Annotated in this window: 17 protein-coding genes; 8 read left to right on the top strand and 9 right to left on the bottom strand. The window is 35.0% G+C overall.

From position 1 onward, the window contains the following. Nucleotides 1-3: 3 nt before the first annotated feature. On the top strand, nucleotides 4-414 hold the full coding sequence (locus tag AC6EI2_RS07795) for an HNH endonuclease (protein ID WP_498461783.1): 411 nt from the start codon (nucleotides 4-6) through the stop codon (nucleotides 412-414). Between the two features lie 3 nt (nucleotides 415-417). Here the strand turns inward: AC6EI2_RS07795 and AC6EI2_RS07790 are convergent, their stop codons facing one another. Beyond that, complete coding sequence (locus AC6EI2_RS07790) at nucleotides 418-642, bottom strand: hypothetical protein (protein WP_498461782.1); 225 nt, start codon at nucleotides 640-642, stop codon at nucleotides 418-420. Nucleotides 643-673: 31 nt separating this feature from the next. Here AC6EI2_RS07790 and AC6EI2_RS07785 point away from each other — a divergent pair, with 31 nt between their 5' ends. Together AC6EI2_RS07785 and pdxA are read left to right on the top strand one after the other, a co-directional pair. Next, a complete protein-coding gene (locus tag AC6EI2_RS07785) occupies nucleotides 674-1,573 on the top strand; it encodes an SDR family oxidoreductase (protein ID WP_498461781.1) in 900 nt (299 codons plus the stop codon). A 173-nt stretch (nucleotides 1,574-1,746) separates the two neighbouring features. Then, a complete protein-coding gene (pdxA, locus tag AC6EI2_RS07780; RefSeq protein ID WP_498461780.1) occupies nucleotides 1,747-2,772 on the top strand; it encodes a 4-hydroxythreonine-4-phosphate dehydrogenase PdxA in 1,026 nt (341 codons plus the stop codon). Between the two features lie 9 nt (nucleotides 2,773-2,781). On the opposite strand, the gene accB is transcribed toward pdxA, so the two are convergent. Further along, nucleotides 2,782-3,279, bottom strand: a complete 498-nt coding sequence (gene accB, locus AC6EI2_RS07775) for an acetyl-CoA carboxylase biotin carboxyl carrier protein (RefSeq protein WP_498461779.1) — start codon at nucleotides 3,277-3,279, stop codon at nucleotides 2,782-2,784. Beyond that, complete coding sequence (efp, locus tag AC6EI2_RS07770; RefSeq protein ID WP_498461778.1) at nucleotides 3,276-3,839, bottom strand: elongation factor P; 564 nt, start codon at nucleotides 3,837-3,839, stop codon at nucleotides 3,276-3,278. The genes accB and efp overlap by 4 nt, the downstream gene beginning before the upstream one ends. A gap of 63 nt (nucleotides 3,840-3,902) precedes the next feature. On the opposite strand from efp, the gene AC6EI2_RS07765 reads away from it, so the two are divergent. Further along, nucleotides 3,903-4,979 (top strand): peptidylprolyl isomerase, encoded by a 1,077-nt coding sequence (locus tag AC6EI2_RS07765; RefSeq protein ID WP_498461777.1) that lies wholly within the window; start codon nucleotides 3,903-3,905, stop codon nucleotides 4,977-4,979. Nucleotides 4,980-4,990: 11 nt separating this feature from the next. Then, nucleotides 4,991-5,974, top strand: coding sequence for a thiamine-phosphate kinase (gene thiL, locus AC6EI2_RS07760; RefSeq protein ID WP_498461776.1), 984 nt, complete (start codon nucleotides 4,991-4,993; stop codon nucleotides 5,972-5,974). Between the two features lie 16 nt (nucleotides 5,975-5,990). Here thiL and gap read toward each other — a convergent pair whose 3' ends face one another. Continuing rightward, nucleotides 5,991-7,013 carry a type I glyceraldehyde-3-phosphate dehydrogenase gene (gene gap, locus AC6EI2_RS07755; protein ID WP_498461775.1) on the bottom strand — a complete coding sequence of 341 codons (1,023 nt, stop codon included), beginning with the start codon at nucleotides 7,011-7,013 and terminating at the stop codon, nucleotides 5,991-5,993. A 139-nt stretch (nucleotides 7,014-7,152) separates the two neighbouring features. Here gap and murC point away from each other — a divergent pair, with 139 nt between their 5' ends. From murC to AC6EI2_RS07740, 3 genes are read left to right on the top strand one after another with little or no spacing between them, the layout of a single operon-like run. Continuing rightward, on the top strand, nucleotides 7,153-8,637 hold the full coding sequence (murC, locus tag AC6EI2_RS07750; protein WP_498461774.1) for a UDP-N-acetylmuramate--L-alanine ligase: 1,485 nt from the start codon (nucleotides 7,153-7,155) through the stop codon (nucleotides 8,635-8,637). A gap of 3 nt (nucleotides 8,638-8,640) precedes the next feature. Beyond that, on the top strand, nucleotides 8,641-9,516 hold the full coding sequence (gene murB, locus AC6EI2_RS07745) for a UDP-N-acetylmuramate dehydrogenase (RefSeq protein ID WP_498461773.1): 876 nt from the start codon (nucleotides 8,641-8,643) through the stop codon (nucleotides 9,514-9,516). Nucleotides 9,517-9,553: 37 nt separating this feature from the next. Next, nucleotides 9,554-9,901: a YbaB/EbfC family nucleoid-associated protein gene (locus AC6EI2_RS07740; RefSeq protein WP_498461772.1), complete on the top strand. Its 348-nt coding sequence runs from the start codon at nucleotides 9,554-9,556 to the stop codon at nucleotides 9,899-9,901. On the opposite strand, the gene rsgA is transcribed toward AC6EI2_RS07740, so the two are convergent. The 5 genes from rsgA to msrB all read right to left on the bottom strand — a co-directional run bounded on the left by rsgA (nucleotide 9,864) and on the right by msrB (nucleotide 13,556). Then, entirely contained in the window at nucleotides 9,864-10,808 is a 945-nt protein-coding gene (gene rsgA / locus AC6EI2_RS07735; protein WP_498461771.1) for a ribosome small subunit-dependent GTPase A, read from the bottom strand. The genes AC6EI2_RS07740 and rsgA overlap by 38 nt on opposite strands. Next, entirely contained in the window at nucleotides 10,795-11,040 is a 246-nt protein-coding gene (locus tag AC6EI2_RS07730; protein WP_498461770.1) for a sulfurtransferase TusA family protein, read from the bottom strand. Before AC6EI2_RS07730 ends, rsgA begins: the two co-directional genes overlap by 14 nt. Nucleotides 11,041-11,042: 2 nt before the next feature. After that, the gene (gene dnaJ, locus AC6EI2_RS07725) at nucleotides 11,043-12,173 is read right to left on the bottom strand and encodes a molecular chaperone DnaJ (RefSeq protein ID WP_498461769.1); all 1,131 of its coding nucleotides are present in this window, start codon (nucleotides 12,171-12,173) and stop codon (nucleotides 11,043-11,045) included. Nucleotides 12,174-12,217: 44 nt separating this feature from the next. Then, nucleotides 12,218-12,997: a nucleotide exchange factor GrpE gene (gene grpE / locus AC6EI2_RS07720; RefSeq protein ID WP_498461768.1), complete on the bottom strand. Its 780-nt coding sequence runs from the start codon at nucleotides 12,995-12,997 to the stop codon at nucleotides 12,218-12,220. 91 nt (nucleotides 12,998-13,088) lie between these two features. Beyond that, nucleotides 13,089-13,556, bottom strand: coding sequence for a peptide-methionine (R)-S-oxide reductase MsrB (gene msrB / locus AC6EI2_RS07715; RefSeq protein WP_498461767.1), 468 nt, complete (start codon nucleotides 13,554-13,556; stop codon nucleotides 13,089-13,091). Between the last annotated feature and the right edge of the window lie 64 nt (nucleotides 13,557-13,620).

Genomic DNA, 13,620 nt, shown 5'->3' with positions numbered 1-13,620 from the left:
CGTATGCACAACAGGGATGCGGTTTTTTTAGAAGATCTCTGCCCAAAACTACGTGATAGAAGATGGCGAAAATCATTACATGAATTTACTGGAAACAGATGTATATATTGTGGAAAAAATTCAGAATCAATAGATCATGTTTTACCGCAAAGCAAAGGTGGATTAAGTATCACTGAAAATTGTGTACCAGCCTGCTTATCTTGCAACGGGAGCAAAACAGACAATAATGCTTTTGAATGGTATAGAAAACAACGTTTTTACGACCCAAGGCGTTCAATGGCTATAAGAGCATGGACAGAAGGTGATATTCGTCTGGCTTTGAGACTTCTACAATGGGCTCAACCTAAACGACATGAAAACATTGAACAATCAAAACCTATTGTAAATGAAGGTTACTCTTGGCAAGTAGCCTAGGTTCTACCAAACTTGACATGCGACTGAAGAATTATATTTCTCACATACAGAAACTAAATTAGAAGACCTCTCAGGAACAAAAGCTATACAAAGAAGAGAGCAAATTGATGCAAGCAAAGGCTTGATCAAGCTTTGACTTTTATTCTGCCTGGATAATCTTTTATTGTTCCTTAATTTGCTAGCACCATTTATGGAATTCAGACTAGGCTTAAAAGATGAAGCAATCATTGCCAAATAACAACATAATACATTTGTACTAATGAATCAGGATATTGTCAAGCGGTTTGATCCTCTACCGCCTAAATCAAAATTAATCATATTTGGAGGCGGCTTTAGTGGACAAAGAATTGCAGTTTTAGCAAGACGTTTAGGGGTAAAGGTTTTGTGCAGCAGACGAAGCAAAGAAAGCGAAGGAGCTGATTTCATATTCAATACAGAAAAACAATTATCAAATGAAATTCTCGAGGGAGCAACGCATGTATTGAGTTGCATACCTCCTTTATTGAATGGTGAAGATCCAGTTCTACTTAAACTCAAAACTCAATTACTAAACTCAAAAAATTTAAAATGGGTTGGTTACTTATCCACTACTGGAGTATATGGAGATACTAAAGGAGGATGGGTAGATGAAAATACTTCTCCTAATCCTCAACAGGAAAGAAGTATTCGTAGATTTGCATGTGAAAAACAATGGATAGAAACCAAGCTTCCTCTTCAAATTCTTAGATTGCCAGGTATTTATGGGCCTGGAAGGTCTGCATTTGACAGTCTATTTAAGGGAACAACAAAAATGATAGATAAGCCCGGTCAAGTTTTTTCAAGAATTCATGTCGATGATATTGCTGGATCTGTATTGTTTTTAATCAATCTCTATTCACAAGGGAAAAATCCATTAGTGATAAATGTAGCTGATAACTTACCAAGCAATAATATTGAAGTAATTAATTTCGCAGCAAAAATAGCCAAAAAATCTGTTCCATTAGCAATTCCTTTTGAAATTGCAAAAAAAGAGATGAGTCCAATGGCGCTTTCTTTTTGGCAAGAAAATCGAAAAGTTGATAACAAGCTTTTGTGTAAAAAGCTAGGATATTCTCTGATTTATCCAGATTTCAAATCTGGTCTAAAAAATTGTTTATCTACATTAAAAATGAATGAATAGTTTTTAAAGTGATAATAATCTTTAGTTTCTATTCTTTTCATAAAACACTTAATTTTGATGAATTACCTGAGTCAATAAACTATTTCGGTTATCAAAAACATACTTAGATTCATCAAAAGCCATACATTATTAAATCATTTACATAAGATAAAAAATCAAAATCACATCGCAACATGAAAATAAATCAAACACCAGAAACAAAGGAAAATACTATTATTATTTCCTTGGGTGATCCCGCAGGCATAGGAACTGAAATAACGCTAAAAGCGCTTGGATCTAAATACTTAAATAAAAATATACAGCCTTTACTTGTAGGATGTAAAAAAAATATTTATCAAACATATATTGAGCTAATCAATCAGGGAATATATAATATTACTGACCCTAAGGAACTTGATATTATTGATATTCCTTTAGAAAAAGAAATTATTCGAGGAATAGTAGATGAGAACACTGGCTCAGCAAGTTTTAAATGGGTAGTCAAAGCGACAAATATCCTTCTGGAGAGTAAAGCTAAAGCTCTGGTTACAGCACCTATCTCAAAAATCGCATGGCATAAAGCAGGGCATGAATTTGCAGGTCAAACTGAATTATTAGGTACATTAACTAATAAGAAGACATCCATGCTTTTTACAGCAATCTCACCAAACAATGGTTGGAGGTTTAATACTTTATTAGCTACAACACATATTTCTCTTAATAAAATAAATAATAATTTAACCAAAGAGTTAATTAGATATAAATTAGATGACTTGTTGGATTTTTGTCGTAAGTTCACAAAAAAACCATTAATCCATGTAGCAGGCTTAAATCCTCACGCAGGAGAAGAAGGAAAAATTGGAATAGAAGAACAAAACTTAATTATTCCTACCTTGAATGAGTGGAAAATAGACAATCCCGGCATCAAAGTTATTGGACCTATACCTCCAGATAGTTGTTGGATTTCATCAGCAGATGCATGGAATCGCCACTCAAATGAAAATAATGCACCTGATGGAATTCTTGCTTTGTATCATGATCAAGGCCTCATACCAGTCAAGCTGATTGCTTTTGATGAAGCTGTGAATACAACTCTTGGACTACCTTTTGTGAGAACATCTCCAGATCATGGAACTGCTCTTGATATTGCAGATAAGTTCAAGGCAAGAGAGGCAAGTATGGTTGCTGCAATTAATAACGCCTGGCTTCTTTCTAGATAAGTAAAACTTTTATACAGGTTTTAATCTCATTAAAACTTGACCAAACTCAACTGGAGTTCCATTTTCAACGAGAATTTCAATCACTTCACCACTCACCTCTGACTCTAATTCATTCATTAATTTCATAGCCTCAAGAATACAAACAGCTTGTCCAACGCTAATTCTTGATCCAATTTCCACAAAAGGGGGTTCTTCTGGGCCTGGTGCACGATAAAAGGTACCAACCATAGGAGCAGTCACTTCAACCAAATCAGAGCGGGAGCCAGGGACAGAAGGAGGAGGAGTACTTGGGACTGCAGAGGCCTCAATTTTGCGTTGAGGTGGTGGTGAATCAATCTCTTCTAATACCTGTTTCTTGTGAGAGATAATAGAATCCGAGGAAATTCCTAAATTACGTTTTACTTCCAAGTAAAAATCTTGTCCCTCAAGTCGAAACTCTTGAATATCGCTCTCAGCTAAAGTTGCCAACAAGCGATGTAGCTCTTCGTGATCAAGATTCATTGTCATTGTGTTTCTCGGCCTAGATAACTGTCATTTCGAGTATCTACTCGAATTTTCTCACCAATTGAAATAAATAATGGGACCATAACTTGAGCTCCTGTTTCCAAGATTGCAGGCTTTGTACCTCCCGAAGCAGTGTCACCTTTTACCCCTGGATCAGTTTCTTTTATTTCTAAAACAACTGAGTTGGGCAATTCAACTTCAATAGGTTTTTCATTCCAAGACAATACATTAACCTCCATACCCTCCTTTAGATATTTCCTACTTTCACCAATTTGTTTAGCTGTTAGGCGTGTTTCTTCATAAGAAGTCATATCCATAAATACAAAATCATCTCCATCCATGTATGTGTGTTGCAACTTTGATTTTTCCAGAAGAGCTTGCGGAATCATTTCGCCAGCTCTAAAAGTTTTTTCAACAACACTACCGCTCACAACAGCTTTTAATTTAGTCCTAACAAACGCAGAACCCTTGCCAGGCTTGACATGTAAGAATTCGATTACACGCCAAACTGCACCGTCTAACTCAATCGTAGTGCCAGTGCGAAAGTCGTTACTTGAAATCATTCACACAAAAGATACCAATCGATCATAAGTCTGTGCCAAAGTCATGCAAAACATAGAATTAACATGGCAAAAAAGATTTGCATTCTTGCCCTGGTAACAATCCTATTTTCTTTGAGCTCTCCATGGATTGAACCTGCTACTGCAAGCCTTCCAAATGGTAATCGACTCAAAGATCCATATGCAATATTAAGAAATTCTTTACCGATTGACCAAAAAGAATTACGTGAATTACAAAACAAACTCGAAGATACCAGCGACGATCTTCGAGGAAGTAGATGGTCTGCGATCAGCAAAGCCACCTCGAGAAGTCAATTCTTGGTAAGCAATAGAAAAAATCAAATTCTTGACTCAATACCAGAGGAAAATAGAGAAAAAGCAGTTAATCTGCTCTCAAAATTGAAAGAAGAACTTGATTACTTAGGAAAAATTACAAACGAAAAGAATAAAGTCTTATTTCTTAACGTCCGAAGTGAAAGTTTAAAAACAATTGATGATTTAGAATCTCTTTTAATCACTGAAGAATTTCCATATACAATACCTAGTGAATATGACAATCTACCAAGACTTTTAGGTAGAGCAAATGTAGAAATAAAAACATCAAAAGGAAATATGAGAGCAACTATTGATGGATATAATGCTCCTCTAACCGCTGGTGCATTTATAGATCTTTCCTTGAAAGGTTTTTACGATGGTTTGCCAATTAATAGAGCTGAAGAATTTTTTATTCTTCAAACTGGAGATCCTAAAGGAGAAGCAATTGGATATATAGACCCTGATAATAATGAGTTGAGAAAAGTTCCATTAGAAATAAGAACTCCTAGTTTCGAAGATACACTTTATGGCGAAACTTTTGAAGAAGTTGGCCTTTACACTGAAACCCCAGTTCTTCCATTTGCAACTTTAGGAACACTTGGATGGGCGCACTCCGATACAGATTTAAATGATGGTTCATCTCAGTTTTTCTTTTTCTTATATGAAGCTGAATTAAATCCAGCTGGGCGAAATCTTATTGATGGAAGAAACGCAGCTTTTGGCTACGTAATAGAAGGTTCTGAAATCTTGAGTAAACTTGGAGTAGATGACAAAATTATCTCGATTAAAGTATTAAATGGTTCAGAAAATCTAAAGCTCAAAGCTTAATATTTAAAAAAGTGACAACAACAATTAAAGATTTAGGTGAAATAGAATTACTTAATCGTTTAAAAAGATTTATGCGATCTGCTCAGATAGATGATGATGTCGCTGAAATAAATGCAATTAATAAAAATTTATTGATTAATACTGATTTACTTGTAGATAAAATTCATTTTTCTGAAGAAATATCTAATGCCAAAGAAATTGGCTGGAAATGTATTACCACAAATATTTCTGATCTAATTTGCAGTGGTTCAGACAACATAATTTCCTTTAGCGTTGGACTTGTTTTGCCAACAAGCACACGTTGGCAATGGGTAGAACACCTATACGAAGGAATGAGTGAAGCGATGCAAGAATTCGGAGGAGAAATAATTGGTGGAGATTGCTCTTGTGGAGAAACAAAAATGATTTCAATTACTGCAATTGGAGAAATGAAGCCTCCCAGATTGCATAGAGGAAACGCTTTACCAGGGGATTATATTGTCAACACTGGATTCCATGGATTGAGTAGATTAGGTTTAGCACTTTTAACATCAGAGCAATTACCAAGCGAAATCTCAATAAGTTCAAACCTTACTAATAAAGCCATTAACGCGCACAAACGCCCTTATCCGGCTATAAAGGCACTCAAAGCATTGAAAGAGTGCAAACCTAAATCATTGAGTTGGAGAGCAGCAGGAACCGATAGCAGCGACGGACTCATAGAGTCAATAAGAGGAATTTGCCAAAGCAGTAATTGCCAAGCAATTTTGTCAAAAAGTTCTATTCTTCGAGATCCTGATTGGCCAAAAGATTCACTATGGGATGAATGGATGCTAAAGGGAGGAGAAGACTATGAATTAATAGTTACTCTTCCTAGAGAATGGGCAGAAGCTTTTTCTAAAGAATTGGATTCTGCCCATATTATTGGGTTTATAAAAGAAGGTAAACCAAATATTTCCTGGGATAACTTTGAAACAATTAATATTGAGAAATGCAGCCTATTTCAACATTTTTAGCAATAGAGCTAAAATTTTATTTCCATTTTTGAGCAACAATTTCAGCCAAGTCAACAACTCTTTGGCTGTAACCCCACTCGTTGTCATACCAAGCTAAAACTTTGACCATATTGTCATCTATACACATTGTTAATGCTTCATCAACAATAGTTGATTCATTAGTTCCAGCATAATCAGAGGAAACCAAAGGCAAATCTCCATATTTGATTATTCCTTTCATTTCACCCTCTGAGGCAGTTTTCAACAATGCATTTACTTCTTCAGCACTGGTTTTACGACTTGATTCAAAAACCAAATCAACTGCAGAAACATTCGGAGTTGGTACACGCATAGCAATACCTGTAAGCTTTCCTTTCATTTCTGGATAAACAAGAGCAACAGCTTTAGCTGCACCTGTTGACGTAGGAACCAAATTCATTGCGGCAGCTCTTGCTCTGCGCAAGTCACGATGGGCATTATCCAATATTCTTTGATCTCCGGTGTAGCTGTGAATTGTGGTCATTAACCCTTTATTTATTCCTAACTTTTGATCTAAAACTTTCACTATTGGAGCTAGACAATTTGTAGTGCAACTTGCATTGCTGAGAATATCAAAATCTCCATGAGCATATTGATCAGCATTGACACCAACCACATATGTTCCAACACCGTCACCTTTTCCAGGAGCAGTAAGAATGACTTTCTTAGCTCCTACCTCTAAATGCTTACTAGCTCCAACATCTGTATTAAATACACCTGTTGATTCAATAACTAGATCAATACCCCACTCTCTCCAAGGAAGATTTAATGGGTTTCTATCCGAATAACATTTAATAGTTTTACCATTGATTTCAAATGTATCGTCGGTATGTGAAATTTCAGCATCATTTATTGCACCGAGAATAGAGTCGTATTTAAGTAGATGAGCACAGGTTTTTGGATCAGAAGTAACGTTGATTCCAACTACCTCAATATTTGTATTCGCACCCCTACTGAGCCAACAACGCATAAAATTGCGTCCAATTCTTCCGAATCCATTAATCGCAACACGCAAAGTCATTTCAAAAACGGTTAAACCGCATAAGCTACTGGCCGCTGATCATACAGAACGATGAGCATTTTGAAAAAAATATGATGCCTTAAGCAAATAAAAAAGTACAAAATCACTCGAATTCCTTAAAAAATGTGCCTTTTGAAAGATGAAGAGTTATCTTTCACTCGACACCAAAGTGAAATTGAAGAAGTTACGAGTCTTACCTCCTCATATCCATTTCATTGGAATTGGAGGCATTGGCATGTCTGCCCTAGCAATGATTCTGGCTAAAAATGGATATTCCATATCAGGGTCTGACATAAAAAATAGCCATATTATGAAAGAATTAGCTAATAATCATGTAATTATATTTAACACTCAAAAAGAATCAAACATTGATAAAATTCTCGAGAAAAAAAATAATAATATTTTAGTTGTAATCAGCTCTGCAATCCGTCCTGAAAATCTAGAATTAAAAAAGGCTAAAGAATGTAATTTACAAATAAAACATCGTTCAGAAATACTAAAATTCTTAATCGATCAAAAGAAATCTATAGTTATTTCCGGTTCTCACGGTAAAACAACCACAAGTACTTACATAACAACTATTCTTTCAATTTTAAAAAAAGATCCTACTGCTGTAATTGGTGGTATTGTTCCTCTATATAATAAAAACTATAACGTTAGTAATAGTGAAATATTAGTAGCAGAAGCAGATGAATCAGATGGATCATTAGTGAACTTTAATTCTAATATTGGAATTATCACAAATGTAGAGCTCGAGCATGTTGATCATTATCAAGATCTAGAAGATGTAATAAAAACAATGAAAAAATTTGCAGAAAATTCTGATTACTTAATTGCAAATTATGACTGCCAAAACCTCAAAAATAATATCAAAGCTTCTAAATGGTTTTCAATTCAAGAAACTAATAATATAGATTTTGCACTAATTCCAAAAGAATCTAATGGTTGTGAAGTTATTGCAGAATATTATGAAAAAGAAAAATTTATCGATCTAATCAATGTACCTATTCCCGGCATACACAATTTAAGTAATGCAGTAGCTGCAATTGCTGCGTGTAGAGTAGCTGGAATTCTTTTTAAAGATATAAAAAAAGGAATTGAATATTTACAACTTCCTTCAAGAAGATTTGACTATAGAGGTTTATGGAAAAACAGACTAATTGTAGAAGATTATGCTCATCACCCTAGTGAAATTGATGCTGCAATATCAATTGCTTGCACTATGAAAAACACAAAAAGTAATTTTTCCGAAATTCTACCTGAAAGAATAGTATCCATATTTCAACCTCATAGGTATAGTAGAACTAAAAAATTTCAAAAAAAATTTGCAAAAAGTCTAAGTAAATCCGATTTAGTTTTAATAACACCTATCTACTCTGCTGGAGAAGATCAAATCGAAGGAATAAATAATAAGACTATTGGAAATGAGTTAAGAAAATTAAAACCAAACCTAGAAATATATACTCCAGATAATAATCAAGATCTGATAAAACTAATAAAAGAAAATACTCTAGAAAGAGATTTGATTTTAGTTATGGGTGCAGGAGATATTAATAAGATATGTGCAAGTCTATTTTTAAAATTTATCAATAATAAGTCAACAAAAAATAATTTAGCTGCTTGATAAATGAATTCTATTAAATTAGAAAAGAATATTTCATTGTCAAATTTTACTACTTGGCGAATAGGAGGTCCTGCAGAATGGATTGCTCAACCGAAAAATATGGAAGAAATTAAATATCTAATTAATTGGATAAATAAGAAAAAAATTCCCTGCAATATTTTTGGTGCTGGATCAAATCTTCTAATTAACGACAAAGGAATTAAAGGTTTAAGTTTATGTATGCGTAATTTCAAAGGCATACATATTGATAAAAATAATGGAGTTATCGATGTCCTTGGCGGAGAAATGCTTCCTACGTTGGCCAGAAAAGCTGCTGCAAATGGACTTCATGGACTCGAGTGGGCTGTAGGGATACCAGGCACAATTGGTGGGGCGGTAGTTATGAATGCAGGAGCACAAGAACATTGCATATCAGACTATCTCGAAAGTATTACAACATTGTCTTTGAAAGGAGAATACAGAATGATCAAAGGAACGGATCTCAATTTTGGATATCGACACAGTCTGCTTCAAAATGAGAACTTGATTGTCTTATCTGCCCAACTCAAGCTGGTGCCAGGTCAAGCAGAAATAATTCGAAAAGTTACTAATGAAAACCTAAATCATAGATTACGAACTCAACCTTATAAATCCCAAACATGCGGAAGTGTTTTTCGAAATCCAGAACCTTTAAAAGCTGGCAAATTAATTGAAAAACTTGGTCTAAAAGGATTTCGTTGTGGTGGAGCTGAAATATCCAAAATACATTCAAATTTTATAATTAATGCAAACAATGCTTCTTCGTATGACGTCAGAGAGCTGATCAAATACATTCAAAACAGGGTTTTTAATTCTTATGGAATCTTGTTAGAAACAGAAGTCAAACAGTGTGGCTTTTAAATTTAAACCCTAAAATCAACAACAATAGGAAATTCTCATGGCTGGATTCGGACTACCAAATTTTGGACAACTCACTGAAGCTTTCAAAAAAGCTCAACAAATTCAGCAGAATGCTCAGAAACTTCAAGAGGAACTTGAAGTTATGGAAATAGAAGGAACGAATAATGACAATCGGGCAAAAATATGGATGTCAGGAAACCAAAAACCTTTACGCGTAGAAATTGATCAATCTCTTCTCTCTGAGGAAAGAGCAATAGTCGAAGAAGCAATACTAGATGCTATGAAATCCGCTCACGAAGTTTCAACTTCAACGATGAAAGAGCGAATGGAAGATTTAACCGGGGGATTCAAGCTGAACCTGCCTGGTATGGGAGATGAGGATTAATCATTTCCTCAAGATTCTCACGATAAAAAGGATATCTTTCAAGATCTTTATTGATTACACAACCAGGCTCATCTCTATGCAAACAGTTACGGAACTTGCATTTTGACTTACTCAACTTAGTTCGAAACTCAGGAAACAAATAAGCAAAGTCAGATGGCTCGCATATAATTTCTGGACGATTAAACCCTGGCGTATCAGCTAGAAGTGATCCATTTCCAATAGCAAAAAGTTCGACATGTCTTGTGGTGTGGGTACCTCTCTTTAATTTTTTAGACACAGATGATACTGGTAACGAAACAGTTGGGATGAATTGATTAATTAAACTTGTCTTTCCTACTCCAGATGGCCCAGCAAGTACAGTTAATTTTGTTCTTCTAAATCGTTCTATTAATAAATCAATACCCTGAGAAGTATTAATAGATACTGGTATACAATCATAACCCCAAGATTTTAATTGATTTATATGTAGTATCAAATCATTTTTTGTAATTAAATCTATTTTTGTTAAAACTACCAAAGGCTTTATATTTGCACATTCAGCTGTTAATAAAAAACGGCTTGCTTGCTCCATATCAAATAAAGGCTCATCAACTGAGATACAAATAGAAACTAATGTAACGTTTGCCACGGCGGGACGTTTTAAAAAGCTTTTTCTCTCTTCAACTTCAGAAATTACTGCTCTTTTATTTTTATAGTCTATAGACTCCACAAAAACTTTGTCACCTACATCTATAAATAGACCTTGATAATCTAATTTGCGTCTTCTTGTGCATAAAAGTCTAATTTTTTTATAAAATTGATCAAAAGACTCATCTTTAAAATCTTTATAGTCAATTTCTACGATAAAAAAATTTGCCTTAAGTGCAACAACAATACCTTTTAGATTCTTAGATTTATTTTTCTTCACTCGATATTATTAAAGTTACTTTTTTAGAATCTTTATTCAATATTTTTACTTTATAACCCTTCTCTTGTAAACCATGAATCACGCTAGTTTCAGATTCGCCTATATCAAGGTCTACTTTTAAAATTTGATTAGAAGATAAGTTTTCTAACACCAAACAGCATTTAACAAAATTGACTGGACAAGTAAGGCCACACAAATCTAAGTAATGATCAATAACATTATTTTTTTCCACTGTTATTTTCCAAACAACTTACTAAATAAGCCGCTTTTATGATAATGATGTTGAGGTCCCCGTGCAGAGTAATGTCCAGCTAAATCTTCTAATAAATTTCTTTCAGAATCTGATAATTTTGTAGGTAATTTTATCATTACTGTTACTTGGTGATTACCTCTAGCAACAGGATTGCCTAGTTTTGGCACTCCTTTGTTTTCTAAATTCAAAATAGAGTTAGGTTGAGTTCCTGCTGGAATTTGGAATTTAGTTGGGCCATCTACAGTATCTATTTCAATAGTATCACCTAAAATTGCCTGAAGGTAACTAATATTAACCTCAGATAAAATTGTCAATCCATCTCTATTTAAAGAAGGATGATTTCTAACCTTTAAGAAGACATATAAATCTCCAGATGGACCGCCCTTTAATCCAGCATTACCCTCGCCTGAAACTCTTAATCGTGTTCCGCTATCAACCCCAGCAGGAATATTGATTTTTAATTTCTTCCTTACTTGTTTAACGCCTTTCCCTCCACAATTATTACAAGGATCTTTAATCACTTGTCCAGTTCCACCACAAGTTGGACATTCAGCGACTTGTGTAAAACTTCCAAAAGGTGTACGAGTAGCTCTTCTTACTTGACCTGCACCACTACATGTAGAACAAGTAACAGGACCAATGCCTTTCTTAGCCCCATTCCCTCTGCAAACATCGCAAGTTTCTAAATGAGGAACCGTAATCTCTTTTTCTTGTCCAAAAATTGCTTTATCAAAATCAATCGTTAGGTCGTAACGTAAATCATCCCCCTGTTGAGGTCCACGTCTTTGAGGGCGAGAACCTCCTGGAGAACCAGTGCCACCAAAGCCATTAAAAAAAGTCTCAAACAAATCTGCAAAGCCGCCCATATCTCCCATGTCCGGCATACCAGCGGCCCCACCAATTCCAGCTTCTCCAAATTGGTCGTAACGAGCTCGCTTTTGAGAATCACTTAAAACCTCATAGGCTTTACCTATTTCTTTAAACTTATCCTCCGCACCTGGTTCTTTGTTCACATCAGGGTGATATTTCCGAGCTTGCTGTCTATAAGCTCTTTTTAAAGTGTCAGCATCAGCATCTCTGCTAACACCCAATAGATCGTAAAAATCAGCCATTAGTTCATTTAAACAAATTCAATTCCATTTCGATAATCATGAAGTTAATTCTCATCTTTAGGTAAGTCCTCTGAGGATTGACTTTGTTCTTGATCATCAGCACTCTTATCAGGATTCTCTTGATTAGCTGCTTTCGGTCCTGGTCCCATAGAAACTTTGACCAAAGCATGCCTTAAAACACGACCATTCAAGTGATAGCCCCTTTGTAATTCTTCAATCACAATATCCTCAGCCTTTTCATCACTAGGCTCTCTCATAACAGCCTCATGCAAAGAGGGGTCAAAAGGCTGATCAAGGACCCGCATAGGAGCAACACCTAGTTGCTTAAGAACTTCAACTAATTGCTTATAAAGTCCTTGATAACTTCTATGCAATGCTTGCGCTTCTTCGCCCTCAGGGTTTAATTGCTGTCTTGCTCTTTCAAAATTATCAACAACAGGAAGTATTTCACTGAGCGTAGTGCATGTAAGTTGAATTTTTAGATCATCTTGATCACGCATCTGACGCTTTCGGAAATTATCAAAGTCAGCAGCTATTCTCATATATTGGCTATTTAACATTTCATGCTCTTTTTCTAATTGCTGTAATCTTGCTTCAGTATCTGGAACTTTAATATTTGAATCAGAGTTATTTGAAAATTGATCGTGTGTTGCTTCTACTGAATCAGTATTTAATTCAGGCTTTACTTGCGGATTATCAGAAACCTCAACTTGCTGGGTTGATTCGTGATTCGTATTTGAACTTGCAGAGTTTTCGTTGGAATCATCTTGTGATAAACCATCCTGAGATAATTCATGCTCGGAAGAGGAAACGTCAGAATTCATATAATTTGAACGGCTAACTAACCATGTTGATTGCAAAAGGTTTTTTGTACAAGCTACGGAAGCCCACACCTATTAAATAAAAAAAAATCTTTTACGAATCAACTTCAAACGCAAGAGCGACACCATTATTGCAATATCGCTTACCAGTTGGCCTTGGACCATCGTTAAAAACATGCCCTTGATGCCCACCACATTGTCGGCAATGATATTCAGTTCTAGGGACAATTAATTTGAAGTCTGTTTTTGTCTCTATTGCATCCGGCAAGTGATCAAAAAAACTTGGCCAACCTGTTCCACTGTCAAACTTTGTTTTTGAAGAAAATAAAGCGAGTCCACATCCTGCACAAAGAAAAACTCCTTTCCTTTTCTCATCATTTAAAAGACTTGAAAATGGTCTCTCGGTTCCTTCCTTGCGTAAAACGTAAAAAGCTTCTTTGGATAAACGAGTTTCCCATTCTGCTTCCGTTAAAGTTTTATAGTTATCCATAGGTTTAGAGGAAGCAAAAGTACTTTTTGGTTTGATAATAAAACCAAAGAGAGTATTCAAGAATCCAATCATTAAAAATCTACGATTCAAAGAAATTTTTCAATTCAACCAATATTAATAAAATATATTGCCTAAA

Source organism: Prochlorococcus sp. MIT2302 (genome assembly GCF_059772385.1).
This window is presented reverse-complemented; position numbering and strand designations above follow the sequence as displayed.